This window comes from Streptomyces sp. NPDC052042 (genome assembly GCF_044548345.1).
Taxonomy (GTDB): Bacteria; Actinomycetota; Actinomycetes; order Streptomycetales; family Streptomycetaceae; genus Streptomyces.
This window is the reverse complement of record NZ_JBIUBU010000001.1, coordinates 1,103,655-1,125,324: the sequence shown is the minus strand read 5'-3', so window position 1 is coordinate 1,125,324 and position 21,670 is coordinate 1,103,655. Positions and strand designations below refer to the sequence as shown.

21 protein-coding genes, 1 tRNA gene and 1 riboswitch are annotated in these 21,670 nt (G+C 70.6%); of the genes, 15 read left to right on the top strand and 7 right to left on the bottom strand.

Going from position 1 to position 21,670, the window contains the following annotated elements; genetic code table 11:
• Positions 1-77: 77 nt before the first annotated feature.
• Complete coding sequence (locus tag ACIHCL_RS04765; protein WP_399856880.1) at positions 78-1,388, bottom strand: PTS transporter subunit EIIC; 1,311 nt, start codon at positions 1,386-1,388, stop codon at positions 78-80.
• Positions 1,389-1,630: 242 nt separating this feature from the next.
• Here ACIHCL_RS04765 and ACIHCL_RS04760 point away from each other — a divergent pair, with 242 nt between their 5' ends.
• The 4 genes from ACIHCL_RS04760 (at position 1,631) to rdgB (ending at position 4,148) form a co-directional block, all read left to right on the top strand.
• Positions 1,631-1,864 carry a glucose PTS transporter subunit EIIB gene (locus ACIHCL_RS04760; RefSeq protein WP_014046255.1) on the top strand — a complete coding sequence of 78 codons (234 nt, stop codon included), beginning with the start codon at positions 1,631-1,633 and terminating at the stop codon, positions 1,862-1,864.
• 415 nt (positions 1,865-2,279) lie between these two features.
• Entirely contained in the window at positions 2,280-3,017 is a 738-nt protein-coding gene (gene rph / locus ACIHCL_RS04755) for a ribonuclease PH (RefSeq protein WP_399856878.1), read from the top strand.
• Positions 3,018-3,118: 101 nt separating this feature from the next.
• Positions 3,119-3,511: a hypothetical protein gene (locus ACIHCL_RS04750; RefSeq protein ID WP_399856876.1), complete on the top strand. Its 393-nt coding sequence runs from the start codon at positions 3,119-3,121 to the stop codon at positions 3,509-3,511.
• A 34-nt stretch (positions 3,512-3,545) separates the two neighbouring features.
• A complete protein-coding gene (gene rdgB / locus ACIHCL_RS04745; RefSeq protein WP_399856874.1) occupies positions 3,546-4,148 on the top strand; it encodes an RdgB/HAM1 family non-canonical purine NTP pyrophosphatase in 603 nt (200 codons plus the stop codon).
• A 43-nt stretch (positions 4,149-4,191) separates the two neighbouring features.
• On the opposite strand, the gene ACIHCL_RS04740 is transcribed toward rdgB, so the two are convergent.
• A tRNA-Leu gene (locus ACIHCL_RS04740) sits at positions 4,192-4,269 on the bottom strand.
• A 243-nt stretch (positions 4,270-4,512) separates the two neighbouring features.
• On the bottom strand, positions 4,513-4,980 hold the full coding sequence (bcp, locus tag ACIHCL_RS04735; RefSeq protein ID WP_399856872.1) for a thioredoxin-dependent thiol peroxidase: 468 nt from the start codon (positions 4,978-4,980) through the stop codon (positions 4,513-4,515).
• Positions 4,981-5,107: 127 nt separating this feature from the next.
• Here bcp and ACIHCL_RS04730 point away from each other — a divergent pair, with 127 nt between their 5' ends.
• From ACIHCL_RS04730 to ACIHCL_RS04720, 3 genes are all read left to right on the top strand, one after another.
• Positions 5,108-5,428 carry a DUF3618 domain-containing protein gene (locus ACIHCL_RS04730; RefSeq protein WP_399856870.1) on the top strand — a complete coding sequence of 107 codons (321 nt, stop codon included), beginning with the start codon at positions 5,108-5,110 and terminating at the stop codon, positions 5,426-5,428.
• A 100-nt stretch (positions 5,429-5,528) separates the two neighbouring features.
• On the top strand, positions 5,529-5,831 hold the full coding sequence (locus tag ACIHCL_RS04725) for a co-chaperone GroES (RefSeq protein WP_107430514.1): 303 nt from the start codon (positions 5,529-5,531) through the stop codon (positions 5,829-5,831).
• Positions 5,832-6,176: 345 nt separating this feature from the next.
• A riboswitch (guanidine-III (ykkC-III) riboswitch) is annotated at positions 6,177-6,235 on the top strand.
• Between the two features lie 40 nt (positions 6,236-6,275).
• A complete protein-coding gene (locus ACIHCL_RS04720) occupies positions 6,276-6,596 on the top strand; it encodes a DMT family transporter (protein ID WP_399856868.1) in 321 nt (106 codons plus the stop codon).
• Here ACIHCL_RS04720 and ACIHCL_RS04715 read toward each other — a convergent pair.
• Positions 6,590-9,247, bottom strand: coding sequence for a transglycosylase domain-containing protein (locus tag ACIHCL_RS04715; RefSeq protein ID WP_399856866.1), 2,658 nt, complete (start codon positions 9,245-9,247; stop codon positions 6,590-6,592). The two genes, ACIHCL_RS04720 and ACIHCL_RS04715, sit on opposite strands and share 7 nt — an antisense overlap.
• 170 nt (positions 9,248-9,417) lie before the next feature.
• On the opposite strand from ACIHCL_RS04715, the gene ACIHCL_RS04710 reads away from it, so the two are divergent.
• From ACIHCL_RS04710 to ACIHCL_RS04695, 4 genes are all read left to right on the top strand, one after another.
• Positions 9,418-10,218 carry an ABC transporter permease gene (locus tag ACIHCL_RS04710; RefSeq protein ID WP_399856865.1) on the top strand — a complete coding sequence of 267 codons (801 nt, stop codon included), beginning with the start codon at positions 9,418-9,420 and terminating at the stop codon, positions 10,216-10,218.
• Positions 10,219-10,273: 55 nt separating this feature from the next.
• Positions 10,274-11,131 carry an ABC transporter permease gene (locus tag ACIHCL_RS04705; protein WP_399857157.1) on the top strand — a complete coding sequence of 286 codons (858 nt, stop codon included), beginning with the start codon at positions 10,274-10,276 and terminating at the stop codon, positions 11,129-11,131.
• 176 nt (positions 11,132-11,307) lie between these two features.
• Positions 11,308-12,486 carry an ATP-binding cassette domain-containing protein gene (locus tag ACIHCL_RS04700; RefSeq protein ID WP_399856863.1) on the top strand — a complete coding sequence of 393 codons (1,179 nt, stop codon included), beginning with the start codon at positions 11,308-11,310 and terminating at the stop codon, positions 12,484-12,486.
• Positions 12,487-12,539: 53 nt separating this feature from the next.
• Entirely contained in the window at positions 12,540-13,229 is a 690-nt protein-coding gene (locus tag ACIHCL_RS04695) for a DUF1707 domain-containing protein (RefSeq protein WP_399857156.1), read from the top strand.
• A gap of 16 nt (positions 13,230-13,245) precedes the next feature.
• Here ACIHCL_RS04695 and ACIHCL_RS04690 read toward each other — a convergent pair whose 3' ends face one another.
• A complete protein-coding gene (locus tag ACIHCL_RS04690; RefSeq protein WP_399856861.1) occupies positions 13,246-14,694 on the bottom strand; it encodes a GDSL-type esterase/lipase family protein in 1,449 nt (482 codons plus the stop codon).
• A gap of 143 nt (positions 14,695-14,837) precedes the next feature.
• Here ACIHCL_RS04690 and ACIHCL_RS04685 point away from each other — a divergent pair, with 143 nt between their 5' ends.
• Positions 14,838-16,559, top strand: coding sequence for a DUF445 domain-containing protein (locus ACIHCL_RS04685; protein WP_399856859.1), 1,722 nt, complete (start codon positions 14,838-14,840; stop codon positions 16,557-16,559).
• A 173-nt stretch (positions 16,560-16,732) separates the two neighbouring features.
• On the opposite strand, the gene ACIHCL_RS04680 is transcribed toward ACIHCL_RS04685, so the two are convergent.
• On the bottom strand, positions 16,733-17,083 hold the full coding sequence (locus tag ACIHCL_RS04680; RefSeq protein WP_399856857.1) for a hypothetical protein: 351 nt from the start codon (positions 17,081-17,083) through the stop codon (positions 16,733-16,735).
• A gap of 223 nt (positions 17,084-17,306) precedes the next feature.
• Between ACIHCL_RS04680 and ACIHCL_RS04675 the strand changes: the two genes are divergently transcribed.
• From ACIHCL_RS04675 to ACIHCL_RS04665, 3 genes are all read left to right on the top strand, one after another.
• Positions 17,307-18,827 (top strand): MFS transporter, encoded by a 1,521-nt coding sequence (locus tag ACIHCL_RS04675; protein WP_399856855.1) that lies wholly within the window; start codon positions 17,307-17,309, stop codon positions 18,825-18,827.
• Positions 18,824-19,471: a TetR family transcriptional regulator gene (locus tag ACIHCL_RS04670; protein ID WP_399856853.1), complete on the top strand. Its 648-nt coding sequence runs from the start codon at positions 18,824-18,826 to the stop codon at positions 19,469-19,471. Before ACIHCL_RS04675 ends, ACIHCL_RS04670 begins: the two co-directional genes overlap by 4 nt.
• 85 nt (positions 19,472-19,556) lie before the next feature.
• A complete protein-coding gene (locus ACIHCL_RS04665) occupies positions 19,557-20,120 on the top strand; it encodes a hypothetical protein (RefSeq protein ID WP_399856852.1) in 564 nt (187 codons plus the stop codon).
• 331 nt (positions 20,121-20,451) lie between these two features.
• Here the strand turns inward: ACIHCL_RS04665 and ACIHCL_RS04660 are convergent, their stop codons facing one another.
• A complete protein-coding gene (locus tag ACIHCL_RS04660; protein WP_399856850.1) occupies positions 20,452-21,459 on the bottom strand; it encodes a hypothetical protein in 1,008 nt (335 codons plus the stop codon).
• Positions 21,460-21,670: the final 211 nt, after the last annotated feature.

The following is a 21,670-nucleotide window of genomic DNA, read 5'->3' as shown; positions in this document are numbered from 1 at the left end:
CGTGACATGGCGAAGGCCCTCGGGCGGCAGGGTCCGAGGGCCTTCGTCCGACGGGCCGAGTGGGCCCGCCCGGTCGGCTACTTCGTGAGATTCCCCTCGATCTCCTCCGCCACCTCTTCGGGCTCCCGGCCCGGTGTCTGGAGGTTGAACCGGGTGATTGCGAACCGGAAGATCGCGTAATAGGCGGCGGCGAACACCAAACCGATCGGAATGATCAGCCAGGGCTTGGTCGCCAGGCTCCAGTTGATGACGTAGTCGATCAGCCCCGCGGAGAAACTGAAACCGTCCTTGACCCCGAGCGCCCAGGTCACCGCCATCGAGACACCGGTGAGCAGGGCGTGGATCCCGTACAGCACCGGCGCGACGAACACGAACGAGTACTCGATCGGCTCGGTGATGCCCGTCACGAACGACGTCAGGCCGACCGAGAGCATCATGCCGCCGACCGCCTTCCGGCGATGGGGCCTGGCGCAGTGGTAGATCGCCAGCGCCGCCGCCGGAAGGGCGAACATCATGATCGGGAAGAAGCCCGAGGTGAACTGGCCGGCCGTCGGGTCGCCCGCCAGGAACCGGTTGATGTCGCCGTGCACCACCGTCCCGTCCGGCTTGATGAAGTCGCCGAACTGGAACCAGGTGAAGGTGTTCAGGAACTGGTGGAGGCCGATGACCAGCAGCGCGCGGTTGGCGATGCCGAAGACACCGGAACCCGCCCAGTCCAGATCCACCAGCCACTTGGAAAAGCTGGTCAGGCCGTCCCCGATCGGCTGCCAGAGCCAGGCGCACAGCGCCGCGAAGAGCAGGCCGACGAACGCCATGATGATCGGTACGAGCCTGCGGCCGTTGAAGAAGCCCAGCCAGTCCACCAGCTTGACCCGGTGGTAGCGCTGCCAGAACCAGGCGGTCAGCAGCCCCATCACGATGCCGCCGAACACCCCCGGATTCTGGTACTCCGCCGCCGTGACCACGGCGCCCTTCGTGACACAGGTCCCGCCCCAGGTGCCGCCCGAGGTGAACGTCGAACCCGGCGCGCAGTCCACTGGGAAGGCGTGCAGCACCGCGTAGTAGACGAGGAAGCCGGCCACGGCCGCGAGCGCGGTCGACCCGTCCGCCTTCTTCGCCATGCCGATCGCCACACCGATGCAGAACAGCAGCGGCAGGCCGAGCCCCGAGTCGAGCAGCGCACCGCCCGCCGCCGCGAACACCTTGGCCACGTTGTCCCAGCCCAGGCCCTCGTCGCCGAACACGTCCGGCTGGCCCAGGCGGTTGAGGATGCCCGCCGCGGGCAGGACCGCGATCGGGAGCTGGAGGCTGCGCCCCATCTTCTGAAGGCCCTGGAAGAAGCTGTTCCACCACGTCTTCCGTGGTACTGCGGTACTGCTGGAGCTCATCGGCGTCCTCCCCGGGCCAAAGATGTTCGGCGGTCGGTGCTTGTCGGTGCTTGTCGGTGCTTGTCGGGGTGGTTCGCTTGGGCGCGGCAGGTAACCCGCCTGGCGGACACGGCACCGGTGATCGTCATCATTGGGGATGGGTCGGGCTCCCGCCTGCGAAGGTGGGCCAAACGTGCGTTACGGTGACGAAACGGACCCAGGGTGGGCCGTCGCACGCACCGTGAACAAGCAGGGAGAACGCCATGGCCAGCAAGGCCGAGAAGATCGTCGCCGGGCTCGGCGGCATCGACAACATCGACGAGATCGAAGGCTGCATCACGCGCCTTCGCACCGAGGTCCACGACCCCAGCAAGGTCGACGAAGCCGCGCTCAAGGCCGCCGGGGCGCACGGCGTCGTCAAGATGGGCACCGCGATCCAGGTCGTCATCGGCACCGACGCCGATCCCATCGCCGCCGACATCGAAGACATGATGTGACCCTTCGGCCCGTACACGGACCCTTCCGCGCAACCGCTCGCGGAACCCTCCGCACCTCCCACGCGACCGCTCGCGGAACAGCTCGCAGGACCTCGCGCCGAGCCCGCCTCCGGACCGTCGGCTGAGCCGGACCGCCAGGCGTCACCACAGGCCCCGCCCCACCCGGACGGGGCCTGTGTCGCGCCCCGGATGCCCATGCGTACGCGAGAGGAGCCGAGGGGACCGAGCGGCGAACCGCGGGCGGCCCCCTCGGCACTCCCGGAACGAGGGCCCGGGCGACGGACCCGCTCGGGCAACGGCCCCGGAAGGCTCCCGTACCACCCCGAGGACGCCTCCTGGCATCCCGTACCACACCCGACCGGTCCCGCACCGCACCCGAACGGGCGTCACACCCGCACCCGATAGGGTCGACGCCATGTCTCGTATCGACGGCCGCACCCCCGAACAGCTCCGCCCCGTCACCATCGAACGCGGATGGAGCAAGCACGCCGAGGGCTCCGTGCTCATCGCCTTCGGCGACACCAAGGTCTTCTGCACCGCCTCCGTCACCGAGGGCGTCCCCCGCTGGCGCAAGGGCAGCGGAGAAGGCTGGGTCACCGCCGAATACTCCATGCTGCCCCGCTCCACCAACACCCGCGGCGACCGCGAGTCCGTACGCGGCAAGATCGGCGGCCGCACCCACGAGATCAGCCGGCTCATCGGCCGCTCCCTGCGCGCCGTCATCGACTACAAGGCCCTCGGCGAGAACACCATCGTCCTCGACTGCGACGTCCTCCAGGCCGACGGCGGCACCCGTACCGCCTCCATCACCGGCGCCTACGTCGCCCTCGCCGACGCCGTCGCCTGGGCGCAGGGCAAGAAGCTCGTCAAGCACGGCCGCAAGCCGCTGACCGGCACCGTCTCCGCCGTCAGCGTCGGCATCGTCGACGGCGCCCCCCTCCTCGACCTCTGCTACGAGGAAGACGTCCGCGCCGAGACCGACATGAACGTCGTCTGCACCGGCGACGGCCGCTTCGTCGAGGTCCAGGGAACGGCCGAGGCCACCCCCTTCGACCGCAAGGAACTCAACGCCCTCCTCGACCTCGCCACAGCGGGCTGCGCCGACCTCGCCACCCTTCAGAACGAGGCCCTCGCCCGCGTACTGGGCGGGTGAGAGGCAACCACCCGCGCACCACAACGCGTCGTTACGCATACGGGCGCACGGATCGAACCGTGCGCCCGTCCGCGTATCCGCCCCCGGGGAGGGACCGCACCATGGCCGAGGCCGCCCACCGTCGCCGCACCACCGTCGCACTGACCCTGGCCGCCCTCGCGCTCACCGCGGCGACCGGCTGCGGGGCCGTCGACAAGGCACTCGACTGCGTACGCACCGCCGACGCCATCGCCACCAGCGCGGACAGCCTCCAACAGGCCGTCCTCGACGCCGCGATCGACCCCGCCCAGGCGTCCGAAGCCCTCGACGACATCGAGGAGGAGTTGGGCGCACTCGGCGACGCGACCGGCGACGCCGACCTCGGAAAGGCCGTCGACCACCTCCGAACCGCCGTCGACAACGTCCGCGACGCCATCGAGAAGGGCGAGGCCACCCCCGACATCGCGCCGGTCGCCGCAGCCGCCAAGGAGATCGGCAAGATCTGCACACCCTGACCGGCCCCGACGGGCACCCCTGATACTGGGTGGCATGACCCGCCTCATCCTCGCCACCCGCAACACCGGGAAGATCACCGAGCTCCACGCGATCCTCGCCGACGCCGGCCTCGACCACGAACTGGTCGGCGCGGACGCGTATCCCCACGTCCCGGACGTCAAGGAGACCGGCGTCACCTTCGCCGAGAACGCGCTCCTCAAGGCCCACGCCCTCGCCAAGGCCACCGGTCACCCCGCCATCGCGGACGACTCCGGCCTCTGCGTCGACGTGCTCGGTGGCGCCCCCGGCATCTTCTCCGCCCGCTGGGCCGGCACCCACGGCGACGACCGGGCCAACCTGGAGCTCCTCCTGGCCCAGCTCTCCGACATCGACGCCCCCCACCGCGGCGCCCACTTCGCCTGCGCCGCGGCCCTGGCCCTGCCCGACGGTACGGAACGCGTGGTCGAGGGCCGCATCACCGGCACCCTGCGCCATACCCCGTCCGGCACCAACGGCTTCGGCTACGACCCGATCCTCCAGCCGGACGGCGAGACCCGCACCTGCGCCGAACTGACCCCGGCGGAGAAGAACGCGATCAGCCATCGCGGCAAGGCGTTCAGAGCACTGGTGCCGGTGGTGCGGGAGCTGGTGAAGTGATGTGGAGGTGTCTGCCTCTTGAGGGGGCAGACACCTCCACGCCTGGTGCGCCCGGTCGGACTCGAACCGACACAAACACGACTACCTAAAAGTCGCCGCTCACCAGTTGGCGTACGGGCGCAAGCCAGCCCAATGCTACTGCGTCGTGAAGCGCGGACGGGAACGATCCGCGAAAGTACTCGTGCGGCTGTGGCAGGACGGGCGCAGGTACCGCACGTGCTCGCGACGGCTTCCCCCTGTCCGGATGTCTCTCGCGGCGTGCGGATGTTCCTCGTCCGTGTTCGGCCCGTCCGGGGTGGTTCCCACCGGACGGCCGGGGCCTCTCGGAGTCCGACGGGCCCGGGCCCGTCGGACTCCGAGGTCCTCAGATGCCGAGGTCCTTGATGATCTTGGCCACGTGCCCGGTGGCCTTGACGTTGTAGAGGGCTCGCTCGACCTTGCCCTCTTCGTCCACGACGATCGTGGAACGGATGACTCCCGTCACCGTTTTGCCGTAGAGCTTCTTCTCGCCGAAGGCGCCGTATGCGGTGAGGGTCTCCTTGGAGGGGTCGGCGACCAGGGTGACCTTGAGGCTCTCCTTCTCGCGGAACTTGGCGAGCTTCTCGGGCTTGTCGGGGGAGACGCCGATGACGTCGTACCCGGCGTCGGCGAGCAACTCCAGGTTGTCGGTGAAGTCGCAGGCCTGCTTGGTGCAGCCGGGAGTCAGGGCGGCCGGGTAGAAGTAGACGATGACCTTCCGGCCCTTGTGGTCGGCGAGCGCGACCTCGTTGCCGTCGGCGTCGGGGAGGGTGAAGGCCGGGGCGGTGTCGCCGGGCTGGAGTCGCTCGCTCATGGTTCTCCTCGGGTGGCGCGTGCGGTGTACGGGACCGAGCGTAATAGGGGTGCCGACGGGTGCGGGGGCGGCCGAGCTGACAGACTGTCGATGAAGATTGACGGACAAGGACCACGGAGGCGGCGCGGTGTCGGATGCCAGGACCCCTGCGCAGATCGAGGCGGACATCATCAGCAGGCGTGAACAGCTCGCGGTGGTGCTCGATGAGATCGGGATGCGGGTGCACCCGAAGACGATCATGGACGACGCGAAGGCCAAGGCCGCCGAGGCGGTGGACCGGACGGCCGGCCGGGCCTTCGTCGCGGTGAACCGGGCGGTGTCGGATGTGAAGGCGCAGTTCGTGACCGAGGACGGGGCCCCGCGCCTGGAGCGTGTCGTTCCCGTGGCCCTGCTGGCGGTCGGTGTCGTGGGGTTGATCGCCACGTCGAGAAAGCGACGGAAGAGCTGATGCGGAGGTCTGTACACCCCGGAGGCGTGCGGAACGGCATCGGACAGGTAGGTTGCGGGTCGTGAGTGAGAACAACACCGACGACAAGCTGCCCATTCGTATGTTGCACGACCGTGTGCTGGTTCGGTCCGATGCGCCGGAGGGCGAGCGGCGTTCGGGCGGCGGGATCCTGATTCCGGCGACGGCCGCGGTCGGCCGTCGGCTGGCCTGGGCGGTGGTGGTCGCCGTGGGCCAGAACGTGCGGACGGTGGAGCCGGGGGACCGGGTGCTGTTCGACCCGGAGGACCGGGCGGAGGTCGAGGTGCGCGGTGTGGCGTACGTGCTGATGCGTGAGCGGGATCTGCACGCGGTGGCGGCGGACCGGTTCGAGGGGTCGGAGGATTCGACCGGGCTGTATCTGTAGGGCGCGCCGTTCCTGGCCGGTCTGTTCGCGGCCTCCCGTTCGCGGCCCACGCTGTACGCAGCCAGCGCTGTACGTGTTCCGGCCTGTTCGCGGCCCGCGCTGTACCTGAGGGTGAGCCGGTTTTGCCCATGGCGTGGCTTTCGCGGTCCGCCCGTGGCCGGTGCTGTCGGTGGCTCGTGCGGCTCGGTCCCTGGGGTGAGCCCGGTCCTTCGGTGCCGGCACCGTTCTTCGGTGGCCGGTGCAGCGCGTGCGGTGGCGTGAGGGCGTGCGGACGGGAGCGGCGGGGCCGGTTCCTGCCGAGCGGGGTCCGGTGACCAGGATCACCAGGCCCTTTGTGCGCGTTTTGCTACGGTGGACCGACCCGACGAGACGCGCCGTACCGGGATTCGCAAAGACGACGCACCCCTGTTGTTTCGCGTGTTCTGTTTCGTCGGAGGTGCCGTCATGGCGTGGTTTCTGCTGGTGCTCGCCGGTCTGCTGGAAGTGGCCTGGTCGATAGGGATGAAGTACACCGAGGGCTTCACGAAGCTCTGGCCGAGTGTGTTCACCGGGGCCGGGATCGTGGTGAGCATGGTGCTGCTGTCGCATGCGGCGAGGACGTTGCCGATCGGTACGGCGTACGGCGTGTGGGTGGGCATCGGTGCGGCGGGGGCGGCGGTGATCGGCATGATGGTCCTGGGTGAGCCGGCGACCGCCGCCCGGATCTTCTTCGTCTGTCTGCTGCTGGTGGCCGTCGTGGGGCTGAAGGCGACCTCCGGTCACTGATGTGGTGCCACGGTTCCGTGGGGCGACGGCGTGGCCCCGGGGGCGTGCGTGACCGGCGGCGCGGGAGCGCCGCCGCCGACCGGGCCCTGGTGGTCATGGTGGACTCCGCCGCCGGGGCCGTGGCTCCCGCCGACGGCTCCGGTACTGCCACCGGTTCCGGCACCGCTCCCGGCGCTGGTACCGGCTCCGGTCTCCGTGCCGCCGCCCACGGACGGTTTCCCGCTCCCCGGCTTGTGCGGTCCGGCGGACGGACTGGGCTTCGGGCGGTGCGGCGGGGCGCCGTACAGGTTGTCGTACGGCCTTCTGCTGCCGTACGGGTTGTCGTACGGCCTTCTGGTGCCGTACGGGTTGTCGTACGGCCTTCTGGTGCCGTACCTCCCGGTGTCGTAGGGGTCGTCCCACTCGGCGTAGACGTCCGACTCGTCGAAGCCGCTTTGGAGGTGGAGGTCGAAGCCCTTGGCCGCGGCGCCGAGCAGCGCCGCACCGGTGTACTGGCCCCAGATCTGGGCGGGCGGTCCGCCCCCGCTCATACGGGACAGCCCGAGCGCCCCGTAGAGCGACTTCTGCGCGCCGGTCTTGGGGTCCTGTCCCATGACCGCGATGACGGTGGCGAGGTCGGGGGTGTAGCCGGCGAACCAGGCGGCCCGGTCCTCCTCGGCGGTGCCGGTCTTGCCCGCGGCGGAACGGCCGGCGGACTGGGCGGCGGTGCCGGTGCCGTCCTCGACGACGTTCTGGAGGATCCAGGTGGTGGTGTCGGCGGCTTGACGGGTGACGGCCTGTCCGGTGCTCCGGTCGGGGAGCGTCAGGTCCTCGCCGTCCTTGCCGACCTTGTCGACGAGGATGTGCGCGTGGTGCACGCCATGGCTGGCGAGGGTGGCGTAGGCCTCGGTCATGTCGAGGACGCTGGCGGTGGCGACGCCGAGGGCGATGGACGGTGACGCGGTGAGATCGGGGGTGTTCTTGGGGATGCCGAGGGCGACCGCGGTCTGTCCGACCTTGGCGGGGCCGACGTCCTGGGCCATCTGGGCGTAGACGGCGTTGACGGACCGGTCGGTGGCCGCGCTCACGGTGATGTGCCCGTAGCTCCGATCGTCCTCGTTGGCGGGGGCGTAGCCGGTGGGGCCGCTCGGGCCCTGGACCGTGCGTTTGGTGGTGCCGTCGTAGACGGTGGCGGGGGTGATGCGGCGACCACCCTGGGTGGTGGAGCCGTTGACGACGGCGGCGGCGAAGACGAACGGCTTGAAGGTGGAGCCGACCTGGTAGTCCCGGCGGGTCGCGTTGTTCACGTACTGCTTGGTGTAGTCGACGCCGCCGTACATGGCGACGACCCGGCCGGTGGCGGGGTCGATGGAGGCGCCGCCGACGCGGACGTAGCGGTCGATGTCGCGCTCGGTGCTGGTCTGGGAGTTGACGTTGTCGTCGACGGCCTTGACGAGGGCGTCCTGCTTCTTCTTCTCCAGGGTGGTGGTGATCCGGTAGCCGCCGGCGGCCAGGGTGTTCTCGTCGACGACACCGTGGCCGGTGAGGTAGTCGTCGACGGCCTGGACGATGTAGCCGCGCTGCCCGGAGAGCCCGGTGGGCGGCTTGACCTTGCCGGGCACGGGGAATCCCATGGCGGCCCGTTCACCGGCGCCGATCCACTTCTCCTTGACCATGCCGTCGAGGACGTAGTTCCAACGGGCGAGGACCGAGGCCCTGTTCTCGGGGTGGACGACGACGTCGTAGGCGCTGGGGGCGTTGAGCAGGGAGGCGAGGTAGGCGCCCTGGGCGGTGGTGATCTGCCCGACGTCCTTGCCGTAGTAGGCCTGGGCGGCGGCCTGGATGCCGTAGGCGTTGCGGCCGAAGTAGCTGGTGTTGAGGTAGCCCTCCAGGATTCGGCTCTTGGGCTGTTCGCGGTTGAGTTTGACCGCGATGAAGAGCTCCTTGACCTTCCGGACGACGGTCTGTTCCTGACCGAGGTAGTAGTTCTTGACGTACTGCTGGGTGATGGTCGATCCGCCCTGGGTGCCCTTGCCGGTGAGGGTGTTCCAGGCGGCGCGGGTCATGGCTTTGAGGTCGATGGCCCGTTCGGAGTAGAAGTCGCGGTCCTCCGCGGCGAGAACGGCGCGCTGGACGGTGAGCGGGACCTGGGAGAGCTTGACGTTCTCCCGGTTGACCCTGCCGGAGCGGGCGATGACGCTGCCGTCCCGGTAGAGGTAGACGTTGGACTGCGCGGTGGCGCTGGCGTTGGCGGCCGGGATGTCGACGAGTTCGTATCCGGCGATGAGGCCGCCGAGCAGGAGCAGGCCCGCGAGGAGCAGGGTGCCGATGGTGGTCCGCAGGAAGGAGACGGCCCGGCGTCGCCCGGTCCGTTCGGGGCGTCCGTGCCGCTCCGGCTCGTCGGTGCCGCCGTCGAGCCGGCCGGGGTCGGCGTTGGTGGTGGTGTCGGGGTGCTCGGCGTTGTTCCGGTCGGTCTCTTTGACGCCGTCCCGGCCGGTGCCGCCGGTGGTGTCGGCGCCGGTGCGGTCGGCGCCGCCGTTGCTGTTGTTCCTGTCGGCGGGGTCGGTGATGCCGGTGGTGCCGGTGCTGCTGTCGGCGCGGGCGGACGGGGCCCCGGAGGGCCGGTTGCCGGGTTCGTGTCTCCCGCTCGGCTGCTGTGGCTCGTCGCTCATGTCGGTGCAGACTCCTCGGCTGCGGTCACTTCCCCCATAGTGCACTTTTCTGGGGAATACGCACCGGATCGACGGCCGAAAAGCGCTCGCGGCGACCGCCCGCATGGGGGTAACGTCACGCACTTTGGTGCCTGACGACGGCTCGGCACCTGGGTGACGGGAGCGGGGTCGTGCGCTTGTACGCGCTGGTGGCGGTGGGCGGGTTCCGGCGTTACGCCACGTACCGGACCGCCACGGCGGCGGGAGTGTTCACCAACACCGTCTTCGGCTTCATCATGGCCTACACCTATGTGGCGCTGTGGGACGAGCGCCCGCACCTCGGCGGCTACGACATGCCTCAGGCGCTCACCTACGTGTGGCTGGGACAGGCGCTGCTGATGACCTGCGCCATGATGGGCGGCAGTTTCCAGGACGAATTGATCGAGCGAATCCGCACGGGTGACGTGGCCGTCGATCTCTACCGGCCGGCTGACCTCCAACTGTGGTGGCTGGCAGGCGATGTGGGGCGAGCGGCGTTCCATCTCCTGGGGCGTGGTGTGGTGCCGATGCTGCTGGGGGCGCTCGCCTTCGAACTCGCCTTGCCGACCTCGCCGGGGGTCTGGGCGGCCTTCCTCGTCTCGGTGGCGCTGGGGGTCGTCGTCAGTTTCGCGATCCGCTATCTGGTGGCGCTCTCGGCGTTCTGGCTGCTGGACGGTGCGGGGGTGTCGCAGATGACGTCCCTGGCCGGGTTGTTCTTCTCCGGGATGCTGCTGCCGCTGACGTTGTTCCCCGGAGTGCTGGGCGAGGTGGCGCGGATGCTGCCGTGGTCGTCGCTGCTCCAGGTGCCGGCCGACGTGTTTCTCGGCAAGCGCACGGGGTGGGGGCTGTTGGAGGCATACGCGTTCCAGGGCGGCTGGGCACTGGCGCTGCTGCTGGTGGGACGGCTGGTCCAGTCGGTGGCGACGCGGAGGGTGGTGGTCCAGGGTGGCTGAGACGGTCGGCGCGACGGAGGAGGCGGAAAGGACAGCGAAGCCGGGGGCGAGGGCCCTGGGCGCGCCCGTGGGAGGTGGGGCCGCGGTGGCGTTCGACGAGCGGCGGCGCCTCGTCGAGGGCGTTCGGGCGTACGGGCTGATCGCGGCGATGTGGCTGCGCTCCACGATGGCGTACCGGGCCTCGTTCGCGATGACCGTGTTCGGGAACTTCGCGGCGACCGCCTTCGACTTCGTCGCGATCCTGCTGATGTTCTCGCACGTCGACGTGTTGGATGGTTACTCGCTGCCGGAGATCGCCCTGCTGTACGGGGCCTCGGGTACCGCGTTCGGTCTGGCCGATCTGGTGATGGGCTCGATGGACCGGCTGGGCCGACGGGTGCGCGACGGCACGCTGGACACGCTGCTGGTGCGGCCGGTGCCGGTGTTGGCCCAGGTCGCGGCGGACCGGTTCGCGCCGCACCGACTGGGGCGCATCACGCAGGGCGCGTTGGTCCTCGGGTATGCGCTGGTGGTGCTGGAGGTGGAGTGGACGCCGCTGAAGACGGCGATGATTCCGCTGATGCTGCTGAGCGGGGCGGCGATCTTCGCGGCGGTGTTCGTGGCCGGGGCGGCGTTCCAGTTCGTCGCGCAGGACGCCTCCGAGGTGCAGAACTCCTTCACGTACGGTGGAAACACACTGCTCCAGTACCCGCCGTCGATCTTCGCCAAGGATCTGGTGCGCGGGGTGACGTTCGTGGTGCCGCTGGCATTCGTGAACTGGCTGCCCGCGCTGTACGTGCTGGGCCGGGAGTACCCGCTGGGGCTGCCGGAGTGGGTCGCGTTCCTGCCTCCGGTGGTGGCCGCCGTGTGCTGGGCGGGCGCGGGCCTGGCCTGGCGCAAGGGCCTGCGCGCGTACCGCAGCACGGGCAGTTGAGCGCACGGGCAGTCGAGAGCACGGGGGGCCGAGAGCACAGTCAAACGAGCGCGCGACGCCAGGGCATGGGGCCGCCGGTGCGGGAGCGGGCACCGGAGCGGGCACGGGGGCGGCGGGGCAGGACAGCGTGAGGCACCGCAAGAACAGGGACAGAGACAGGGACAGGGGCGTTGGAGATGGCAGCAGAGGCGGAAGCGGAGACCGGTACCCGTTCGGGGAAAAGGGGCGACGCCGGTGCCGACAGCGAGTTCATCGTGCTCGACAACGTCGAGAAGGTCTTCGAGGTGCGCCGCAAAACCGGGTTCCTGCGTCGTGATCGCCGCCAGGTGCGAGCCGTCGATTCGATCAGCTTCCGGGTGCCGCGCGGCGAGATGGTCGGATACATCGGTCCGAACGGTGCCGGAAAGTCGACCACGATCAAGATGCTGACCGGCATCCTCACCCCGAGCGGGGGTCGGCTGCGGGTGGCGGGCATCGACCCGTCCAGGGAGCGGACGAGGCTGGCGCACCGGATCGGCGTGGTGTTCGGCCAGCGCACCACGCTGTGGTGGGACCTGCCGCTGCGCGACTCCTACCGGCTGATGCACCGGATGTACCGGATCCCCGACGCCCGTTACCGCAAGAACCTGGACCGGTGCGTGGAACTCCTCGATCTCGGTGACCTGCTGGATGTGCCCGTACGGCAACTGTCCCTGGGGCAGCGGATGCGCGGCGACATCGCGGCGGCCCTGCTGCACGATCCCGAGGTGCTGTACCTGGACGAGCCGACGATCGGGCTGGATGTCGTGTCCAAGGCCAAGGTCCGTGGGTTTCTGAGGGACTTGAACGCTGAGCAGGGCACGACGGTGTTGCTGACCACGCACGATCTGACAGACATCGAGCAGTTGTGCAAGCGCGTGATGGTGATCGACCACGGTCGGCTGATGTATGACGGCTCGCTCGCCGGACTGCACGAGGTGGGGCGGAGCGAGCGGATGCTGGTGGTCGACCTGGAATGCGAACTCCCGCCCATTCGACTGGAGTCGGCACCTTTCGTCCGCACGGTGAAGGTGGAGGGGACGCGCCAGTGGTTGTCCTTCCCGGCCGCGGAGTCGGCCGCACCGCTGGTCGCCCGGATCGCCGCGGACCATCCGTTGGTCGACCTGTCGGTACGGGAGCCCGACATCGAGGCGGTGATCGCGAAGATGTACGCGTCGGGCGACGGCACGCGGGCGCGGGAGGCGGGGGAGAACGCGGGGGAAGGCGGGAGGAACGCGCGGGAAGGCGGGACAAATGCGCGGGAGGACGGAGCAGGAACGGAGGCGGACCCGACCGAGGCGCGGGACGACGGGGCGGGGGCGAAGGTGGAGCGGTGACGGAAGCGCGCGCGTTCAATAGGCTTCGCTTTATGACAAGTGACCTTCCCGAAATGCGTGCCTCCGATGCCGAACGTGAGCGCATCGCCGAAACACTGCGTGAGGCGGTGGCCGAGGGCCGGCTGGAGATGGAGGAGTTCGAGCAGCGGCTCGATGCGGCCTACAAGGCCCGTACGTACGGGGAGTTGGAACCGCTCGTCCGCGACCTGCCGGCACCGGGCACGATGGCGGCCCCGTCCGGCACGTCCCCCCAACGTGCCGCGACCGGATCGGAGCTGCGGTGGGCGGACCGGGTCGGCAAGCCCGCCACGTCGGGCGGCGCGTTCGCGTTCTTTGGAGGCTTCGGCCGCCGGGGGAACTGGACGGTGGGCCGGAAGTTCAACGCGTTCGCGATGTGGGGCGGTGGTGAAATCGACCTGCGCGAGGCCAACTTCGAAGACCGCGAGGTGGTCATCCGCTGTCTCACGATCATGGGCGGTATCCATGTGACGGCTCCTCCGGAGCTGAATGTCGAGGTCAGAGGCATCGGCATCATGGGCGGCTTCGGGGAGAGCTCGAAGGACGAAGGCACGCCGTCACCGGACTCGCCGCGGGTGCGGATCACCGGTTTCGCACTCATGGGGGGCGTCGGCGTGGAGCGCAAGCGCAGCAAGGTGGAGCGGCAGCGGCTCAAGGAGGCGGAGCAGGCACGAGAGCTGGAGGAGCGGGACGGTCGCGAGCGCGGACGGCTGGAGAAGGGCTGAGGCGCGGGACGCTCTTTCACGGGACGCTCTTTGAGGGCTGCCCCGCAGAACGGTCCGAGAGTGCTTGGCCCACCGAGTCCACCGAGCTCACCGGAGCCACCAAGTTCGCCAGATCCACGGACGAACCGAGTCGCCGGTATCCCTTGTCATTCAGGTGGAGATGGTCGCCGGAGTCGTAGGCGGGCAACAACCGAGTCGGGCGGCGCGGGTCTCGGGCCACGGCGTCGAAGTCGATGACCGAGTCGAAGATCCCGCCCGCTCGGATCAGCTCGTTGACCCGTTCCCGTACGGCGTTCCGCTCGGGCGTCCAGGTGCGGTACCCCTCGTACGGCATCAGCGTCGCCCCGACGACCCGCACTCCGCGGGCGTGGGCTCGCAGCGTCAGGGAACGCAGGGCATCCGCTATGCGGCGCGGATCGGTCTCCTGCGGGTGCTTCTGCACGTCATTGATGCCGAGGGCGATGACGACGGTCCGCACCCCGGTGACGTCCAGGGCGTCGCGGTCGAAGCGGGCACTCGCCCGTACCCCCGTGCCGTCGCGCAGCACGCGATTGCCCGCGATGCCGGCGTTCACCACTGCGTAGCGTCCGTGCAGCCGGTCGGCGAGCACGTCGGGCCAGCGGTTGTTCGTGTCGGGCGTGGAGCCGGTGCCGGCGGTCAGGGAGTCGCCGATCACCGCTATCGTTCCGGCCGCGGCCGTGCCGCGGACATCGACGGCGGTGAGATAGCGCCAGTCGGTGGTGCGCCGGACGCCCTGCCCGTCCTCCAGGTACGACGTCTGGTGGCCGCGCGGGTGTGCGGTCACAGGACCCTCGGCGGCCGGGGTGCGCAGGGTGACGACGAGATCCGCGTCGGCTGCGACCGGGACGGCGACCGGGTCGCTGACGACCTGCCCGCCCGCGGCGATCGTCACTCCGGTGGCGCCCCGGAACGTCACGGGCCGTGTGTTGACCACGGCGTGGTCCACGACCAACGGGTGGGTACCGAAGACGTTGGACAGGGTGATGCGCGCCGCATCGCCGCCGATGCTGGTGTGCACGACGTTGTGGATGGTGCGCCGGACCGGGCCGTCGCCGGGCGGGGCCTCGGTCAGCCCGGCCGTGGGCGCCGCCGACCAGGTGCTGAGCCAGAGGCCAAAGGAGCGGGCGGAGGAGGCCGACGGGGCCGGGATGGCGGGCCTGGGAGACGAGGCCGACGGAGTCGCCGGGAACGGAGCGGGTGAAGTGGCGGGCACCGGCGCGGTGACCCGGTGCGGGGGCGTACCGGCGTCCGGCCCCGTGCCGGATTCCGATCCCGGTCCCGAACCGGCGTACGGGTCGGTGCCGGGCCCCGCGACCGAGCCGGTGTCGGAGAGGGGCCGGTCCCCGGCGAAGAGCAGCGGACCGGTGGACACGGCCCCGGCGGCGAGTGCGGCGGTGGCCGCCACGAGGGCGATGAGCGGGGCATGTTCCCGGCGCCTGGGCATGGACGGTGATTCTCCTTGTACGTGTCGGGCTGGTCCCATGATGGGGCAGGCCTCGGGAACTCGAAGCGCGGGCCGGGAGTAGGACAGACAGGCACAATGCGTACGGGACACCGGGGGTGATGCGTACGCGGACGGGTGGAGCGATGGAACGGACCGACAGGACTGGCGGGGCCAACGGGGCTGAGGGGGGTGATGGGGCTGGTCGGCCCGATGGGGCTGCTGGGGCTGCTGGGGCCGATGAGTCGGTTGGGGCTGGGGCTGGAGAGGCCGGGCTGGCCGAAGGGTCCGACGGGGCCGGTGGGGCCAGCGGGACCAGTGGGGCTGAGCGGTCTGCCGAGGCCGACGAGTCGGCTGGGGCCGGGGCTGGAGAGGCCGGGCTGGCCGAAGGGTCCGACAGGACCAGCGGGAACAGTGGGATCAGTGGAACCAGCAGGGCTGACGGAGCCAGACGGGCCGATGGAGCCAGCGGCCCCGGTGACCCCGGTAACCCCGGTAGTTCCGGCAACCCCGGTGAACAGGGCGCGGGGCGGCCGCAGCGTACCTCGGAGCGGACGGCGGGCGCGGCTCGTCCCGCACCCGGTGGTCGTCCCACCACGCTCGCCTCGTTCGCGTACACCGCCGCCGACGAGGAGAAGCGGCGCGGTGTGCGCCGGATGAAGGCCACGGCCACGGGTCTCCTCCTGCTGGTCGCGCTCGTGTACGTGCTCGCCACCTGGGCGAAGCACGCGGGAGTGGGCGGCTGGCCGGGCTTCGTCGCCGCGGCGGCGGAGGCGGGGATGGTGGGTGCACTGGCTGACTGGTTCGCCGTGACGGCCCTGTTCAAGCGTCCGCTCGGCCTGCCTATCCCGCACACCGCCATCATTCCCACCAAGAAGGACCAGCTCGGGCAGTCCCTGGGCTCCTTCGTCGGCGAGAACTTCCTCTCCGCCGATGTGGTGCGCGGACGCATCCATGCCCTCGGCATCGGCGGACGGCTCGGTGGCTGGCTGGCCGAACCCGCCCATGCCGGCCGGGTGACCGCCGAACTGTCGACCGCGCTGCGCGGTGCGCTCACGGTGCTGCGGGACTCCGATGTGCAGGCCGTGGTGGGCGAGGCGATCACCCGGCGGGCCAACGCGGTGGAGATCGCGCCCGGTCTCGGCAAGATGCTGGAAAGAGTCGTCGCCGACGGCGGCCATCGCAGGATGGTGGACCTGATCTGCGTACGGGCCCATGACTGGCTGGTGTTGCACGGTGACTCGGTGATGGATGCGGTGCAGGGCGGTGCGCCGGGCTGGACGCCGCGGTTTGTCGACAGACGGGTGGGGGAGCGGGTCTACAAGGAACTGTTGCGTTTCGTCACGGAGATGCGCGACATGCCGGGGCATCCGGCGCGCGCCTCGATCGACACCTTCCTCACCGACTTCGCGGCCGACCTCCAGACGGACCCGGACACCCGGGCGCGGGTGGAGCGGTTGAAGTCGGAGATCCTGGGACGCAGCGAGGTCCAGGACGTCATCGCGTCGGCCTGGGCGTCGCTCCGCACCATGATCATCACGGCGGCGGACGACGAGCAGAGCGAACTGCGGCTGCGGGCGCGGGCCTCGCTGCTGACGTTCGGCGCCCGGCTGGCGACGGACGAGCGGATGCAGGCCAAGCTGGAGGGCTGGCTGGAGGACGCCGCGGTCTACGTGGTGACGACGTACCGCGCGGAGATCACCTCGCTGATCAGCGACACGGTCGCGAGCTGGGACGCGGAACAGACATCGCGGAAGATCGAGGCGCACATCGGCCGCGACCTGCAGTTCATCCGCATCAACGGCACGGTGGTGGGTGCGCTGGCGGGGCTGCTGATCTACACGGTGACACGGGTGCTGGGGGCGTAGTCCGCAGCGGCGGACGCGGTGGCCGGGCACGCGCCGCTCCGGGACCACCCCGAAGCGGGCGGGCGGCAAAGGCGTACGGGGGCCGCCCCGGCACGGCGCTGCCGTGCGCGGCAGTGGCCGCACCACCGCGACCGACCCGGCCCGAGGGCCGGGTCACCGAACGGTGTGCCCGGTCACGCCCCGTTCGCGCCGCGGCCGCACCGTTCCCGCCCGGCGCAGGCGGAGCCGGAGCAGCGGGTGACCGCCCACGACGCCGCGGCCATGCCGCCCGCCACCGCGAAGACGGAGGGCCAGGCGCCGATCTTCTTGGCCAGTGGGTGCGAACCGGCGAACGCGGCGAGGTACGCCGCGGTCAGTCCGATGGCCGCGCAGCGCCCGGCCTGCCGGTTCCACTCGTACGCGGCGACGCCACCCGCGGCGGCCAGCGCGACCCCGCCCAGCGGACGCTTCCCGGTCCACCGTGCGACCGCGTATCCGCCGACCAGTCCGCCCGCCGCCACCGCCGCTGCCGGAACCTTCGCCATCGCAGCCACCTTCGCCTTCTCATCCGTGTCGTCCGGGCCGCCGGCCCGGGACTTCGAGGCTAACGCGGGATCCGGACTCTCTGTCGCCGAGGGGGTGCACAGCCGTTTACCCTGAGCGGTGAACAAGTGTGCACCTCGTGCCGCGTACCGCCTGAGCCGCCCGAAGATCCCGAAGACCCCGAAGGGCCCGAGGGCACGCCGTCGACGCACCGTACGGAGGACCATGCCCGCGGACATACCCGCCTCGACGCCGACCGACGTCGCCGCCCCGCATCCTCGGTTCGCCGTCGGCGTGCTGGCCTTCTGCGGTGTCGTGGTCGCGGTCATGCAGACGATCGTCGTACCGCTGCTGCCGCACATCCCCCGGCTCACGGGCGCCACTCCGGCCGCCGCGAGCTGGCTGGTCACCGTCACCCTGCTGACCGGCGCCGTCTTCACCCCCGTCCTGGGCCGGGTCGGTGACATGTACGGCAAGCGGCGGGTGCTCGTCGCCTCGCTCATGGTCCTGGTGCTGGGCTCGGTGCTGTGCGCGGTCAGCTCCCACATCGGCGTACTGATCGCCGGTCGCGCCCTGCAAGGTGCTGCGCTCGCCGTCGCCCCGTTGGGCATCAGCATCCTGCGCGACGAACTCCCGCCCGAGCGGGTGCTGTCCGCGGTGGCGTTGATGAGTTCGACGCTCGGCATCGGCGCCGCGGTCGGCCTGCCGGTCGCCGCGCTCGTCGTCGAGAACTTCGACTGGCACACGATGTTCTGGGTCTCGGGGGCCATCGGCGTCATCGACGTCCTGCTGGTGCTCCGGTACGTACCCGAATCCCCGCTCCGCACCCGCGGCCGGTTCGACGCCGTCGGCGGCCTGGGTCTGGCCGCCGCCCTGGTCTGCCTGCTGCTCGCCGTCACCCAGGGCGCCGACTGGGGCTGGACGTCCGCCCGCACGGTCGGCCTGCTGATGACCGCCGTCGTGGTGGCGCTGGCGTGGGGGGTGTACGAACTCCGCGTTCCGACGCCGATGGTCGATCTGCGGGTCTCCGCTCGCCCGGCCGTCCTGCTCACCAACATCGCCGCCCTGTTGATCGGCTTCGCCTTCTATGCGAACTCCCTGGTCACCGCCCAGATGGTGCAGGAGCCGAAGGAGACGGGCTACGGGCTCGGCGCCTCGCTCGTCGTCAGCGGGCTGTGTCTGCTGCCGGGCGGCGTGATGATGGTGGCACTCTCGCCGGTTTCGGCCCGGATCTCCGGGAAGTACGGCCCCAAGGTCAGTCTGGCGCTGGCGGGCGCCGTGATCGCGATCGGTTATGTGGTGCGGTACTTCACCAGCCACAGTCTGTGGCTGATCATCGCCGGCGCGACGGTCGTCGCCTCGGGCACGGCCCTCGCGTACTCGGCGCTGCCCGCGCTGGTGATGCGCGGTGTCCCGATCAGTGAGACGGGCGCGGCCAACGGGCTCAACACCCTGATGCGGTCGATCGGACAGGCGTGCTGCAGCGCGACGGTGGCCGCGGTCCTCTCCGCCCTCACGTTCCAGGTGGGCGGCCGGGCCGCCCCGACACTCCACGCCTACCAACTCGTCTTCCTGATCGCGGCGGGCGCGGCGCTCGTGGCACTGCTGGTCACCCTGTGCCTGCCGGGCGGCCGTACGCCCGTGACGGGTACGGTCGGGAAGAGCGGCGACACCTCGGCGGACCGGACGGAACGCGCGCGATCGGCGCCGGTCCACGAGGTCCAGGAGATCCAGGAGAGCGCATGACCAGCGGCCAGGCCCCCGTACCGGCCCGGCCCCCCGGCCCGGGTGGGGCTTCCGTCGCCCCCGGTACGGCCTCGGGCGATCCGGGCACAGGGCGGGACGCGATCCTGCGCGCCGCCCGCCGTGCGTTCACCCAGCGCCCGTACGCCGATGTGACCATCAGGGGGATCGCGGCCGACGCCGGGGTGAGCCCGTCCCTGGTCGTCAAGCACTTCGGCCGGAAGGAAGAACTCTTCAACACCGTCGCCGACTTCGGCCCCGCGGCGGCGGAACTCCTCGCCGCGCCGCTGGGCACACTGGGCCGCCACATGGTGCTGACGCTGGTGAACCGCCGACGGGAAACGCAATCCGACCCCCTGCTGCGGGTCGTCTTCTCGCTCGGCAACCGCGACGAACGCTCCCTGCTCCGCGACCGCTTTCACGAACAGGTCACCGACGCCCTCACCGCCCGCCTCCGCGGCCCCGACGCCGCACTGCGCGCCGAACTGCTCGCCGGCCACCTCCTCGGCCTCGGGGCGACCCTCAGCCTCCACCGTGAAGGCGCCGGTGCCCGGGCCACCCCCGAACGCCTCGCGGACCTGTACGCGCCCGCACTCCAGTCGCTGATCACGGGCCGGGAGCCCGATGACGCGGGGCCGGTGAGATAAGGTCCGGCCACAGCGCCGGGCCGTGTCTTCGAACGGGCGGTCTTCGGCCGAACGCCGCCCGATTGAAGACGGCCCAGGGGGCCTCATGTCTGTCCGTACACGTACGAGAGCCGTCACGACGACCGCGGTCGTCGCCGCACTCCTCGGGGCGTTCCTGACGGGCTGCTCCGGGGCGGAGGCATCGCAGGAACCGGGGGACGACGTTCCGCGCGCGGCGGCGTCCGGCGCGTCCGGCCGCGCCGGAGCGGCGAACGGCGGTGCGAACGAGGCGGATCCGGGCAGGGAGACCGCCGGGGAGGTCGGGACGGATGAGGGGGACGAGGCCGACCACGGCAAACCGGAGGCCGTACGCGACGCCTTCGCGGGTCTCCAGGCCACCCTGGGCGAAACCTGCACACCTGGATCGGCGGGTTGTGCCTACCTCCTGGGACGCGTCAACGACGAACTCTCGCGCCTGGAAAGAGCGATGACGGCAGACTCGCAAGGCTCCGGCCACTTCGAGGAACCACTGGCCTGGATCAAGGCCCTGCACAAGACGCTGAACGGAGACGCTGCCGCGGCGAACCCGGAGAAGCACCGCTCCGAACTGCTCGGCACGCGCGACCGCATCAACACGTGGATGCAAGGCCATCCGGAGGACTACCGCTGATACGCGTCGGCGTCCGTCGGCTTCGGCCTCACGGCAGGCCCGGTTCGCGCACGCACCATCGGTGCGGAGACGTCAGCATCCACGCCCCACTCCGACCGATCTCGCCGGCGCACCACGTATAACGCACCACGTACAACGCGTCTCGCACCACACACCGAGGACCGCGCATCATGTGCGCCGCACACCATCTACCGCGCACGACGTGCCGCACACCGCACGGTGCACACAATGCGCGTGCCCTCGTCACGGACCCGAGGGGTCATGACGAGGGCGAGCGCCGGATTCTCCCGGACGCCCGAAGGCGTGCGGGGGAAAGCGTGCGGGAGGTGGATCAGCTGGCGGGAGCCTGGTAGAGGCCCCGGCCGGCGCGGTGGGCTCGGGAGGTGCCGACGAGCCGGTCGAGGGTGCTGCGCACGGTGTTGATGCCGTTGGGGGTGAGCTCACGGCCCAGGGCCTTTGTGACTTCACGGGCACGCACGGGGGTGTCGCCGAACGTGGCGAGCACCTTGATGACCATCTCGGTGAGGCTGCCGCTGTCGTCGACGGCCGGTGCGGAGGCCACGGTCTTCTTCGACGCCTTGGCCTGCGTCGACTTGGTGTCCTTGGCGCCCTTGGCGTTCTTGGCCGCATCGGCGGAGTCGGCTGCCTTGGCGGAGCCGGTTCCCTTGGTGGAGACCGTCGCCTTGCTCGCCCGGGCCGGCTTGCCCGTCCCGGCCGACTTGGCGGTCTTGGCGGCCGAAGTCCTGGAACCGGCGGCCTTCTTGGCCGCCTGCCCGCGCTCACTCTTCGGCTTGACCGCCGGCTGCTTGCGGCCCTTGGAAGCGGAGGCCTTGCGGGCGGTGCGACGCGCGGGCGCGGTGGCGGACTCCGCCTCCTGACCCGACTCCGCCTCCTGGTCCGAAGCGGCCTTCGCCCGCTCCTGCGGTTCCTCCGCCTGCTCCTGCGGCTCCTGCGCGGAGGCGTGGGAGTCCTGTGCCTGCTGCGGGATCAGGGGAGCGGCAACGCTCTCCGCGGGGGTGTCCTCCACGGAAGCACCCTCCACAGCCGCGCCGCCCTCGCGCACGTCACCGGCCTCGGCGACGTGCGCGGCTTCGGCACTCTCCTTCTGCGCCGCGGCTTCCGCCTCGACGGCCCGCGATGCCGCCTCCGACGACGGAAGCGCGGCACCGGACAGCGCACGCAGCGCCGTCAGCGCGGTCCGCACCGACTCCAGCCGCTCGGTGACGGCTGCGAGTTCGCTTCGGAGTGCCTGCTGATGCTGTTCCAGACGCGGAAGTTCCGCCTGCAACAAGGTAGTTGTGGCATCGATGGTGCCCAATGTGCTGGTCTCGGTGGTCATGTTGTCGCCCTTCTCTTACGGCCGACCGTTGGTGACTTGATGTGGTGCAGCGTAAGGGGCGTTGTGTTGTGGCCGGAAATCGACGTTCGGTACGAACTGTCGGGACGCCCACCTCTGCATGGACGGACAGTGTGCTCAATTCCCCGTTCGTGCACCCCCGAGCCGGCCACGGGCCACTCGTTCGGCCGCATGGCAAGCACCTCGCGGTAGT

Excerpts from the sequence above, each read along its gene's own strand:
- ACIHCL_RS04690 (WP_399856861.1), bottom strand. The coding sequence starts at position 14,694 with ATGCCCAGGCGCCGGGAACATGCCCCGCTCATCGCCCTCGTGGCGGCC.
- ACIHCL_RS04715 (WP_399856866.1), bottom strand. The coding sequence starts at position 9,247 with ATGAGCGACGAGCCACAGCAGCCGAGCGGGAGACACGAACCCGGCAAC.
- bcp (WP_399856872.1), bottom strand. The coding sequence starts at position 4,980 with ATGAGCGAGCGACTCCAGCCCGGCGACACCGCCCCGGCCTTCACCCTC.
- ACIHCL_RS04765 (WP_399856880.1), bottom strand. The coding sequence starts at position 1,388 with ATGAGCTCCAGCAGTACCGCAGTACCACGGAAGACGTGGTGGAACAGC.
- ACIHCL_RS04760 (WP_014046255.1), top strand. The coding sequence starts at position 1,631 with ATGGCCAGCAAGGCCGAGAAGATCGTCGCCGGGCTCGGCGGCATCGAC.
- rph (WP_399856878.1), top strand. The coding sequence starts at position 2,280 with ATGTCTCGTATCGACGGCCGCACCCCCGAACAGCTCCGCCCCGTCACC.
- ACIHCL_RS04685 (WP_399856859.1), top strand. The coding sequence starts at position 14,838 with ATGGAACGGACCGACAGGACTGGCGGGGCCAACGGGGCTGAGGGGGGT.
- rdgB (WP_399856874.1), top strand. The coding sequence starts at position 3,546 with ATGACCCGCCTCATCCTCGCCACCCGCAACACCGGGAAGATCACCGAG.
- ACIHCL_RS04725 (WP_107430514.1), top strand. The coding sequence starts at position 5,529 with ATGTTGCACGACCGTGTGCTGGTTCGGTCCGATGCGCCGGAGGGCGAG.
- ACIHCL_RS04675 (WP_399856855.1), top strand. The coding sequence starts at position 17,307 with ATGCCCGCGGACATACCCGCCTCGACGCCGACCGACGTCGCCGCCCCG.
- ACIHCL_RS04680 (WP_399856857.1), bottom strand. The coding sequence starts at position 17,083 with ATGGCGAAGGTTCCGGCAGCGGCGGTGGCGGCGGGCGGACTGGTCGGC.
- ACIHCL_RS04665 (WP_399856852.1), top strand. The coding sequence starts at position 19,557 with ATGTCTGTCCGTACACGTACGAGAGCCGTCACGACGACCGCGGTCGTC.
- ACIHCL_RS04660 (WP_399856850.1), bottom strand. The coding sequence starts at position 21,459 with ATGACCACCGAGACCAGCACATTGGGCACCATCGATGCCACAACTACC.
- ACIHCL_RS04700 (WP_399856863.1), top strand. The coding sequence starts at position 11,308 with ATGGCAGCAGAGGCGGAAGCGGAGACCGGTACCCGTTCGGGGAAAAGG.
- ACIHCL_RS04670 (WP_399856853.1), top strand. The coding sequence starts at position 18,824 with ATGACCAGCGGCCAGGCCCCCGTACCGGCCCGGCCCCCCGGCCCGGGT.
- ACIHCL_RS04695 (WP_399857156.1), top strand. The coding sequence starts at position 12,540 with ATGCGTGCCTCCGATGCCGAACGTGAGCGCATCGCCGAAACACTGCGT.
- ACIHCL_RS04720 (WP_399856868.1), top strand. The coding sequence starts at position 6,276 with ATGGCGTGGTTTCTGCTGGTGCTCGCCGGTCTGCTGGAAGTGGCCTGG.
- ACIHCL_RS04750 (WP_399856876.1), top strand. The coding sequence starts at position 3,119 with ATGGCCGAGGCCGCCCACCGTCGCCGCACCACCGTCGCACTGACCCTG.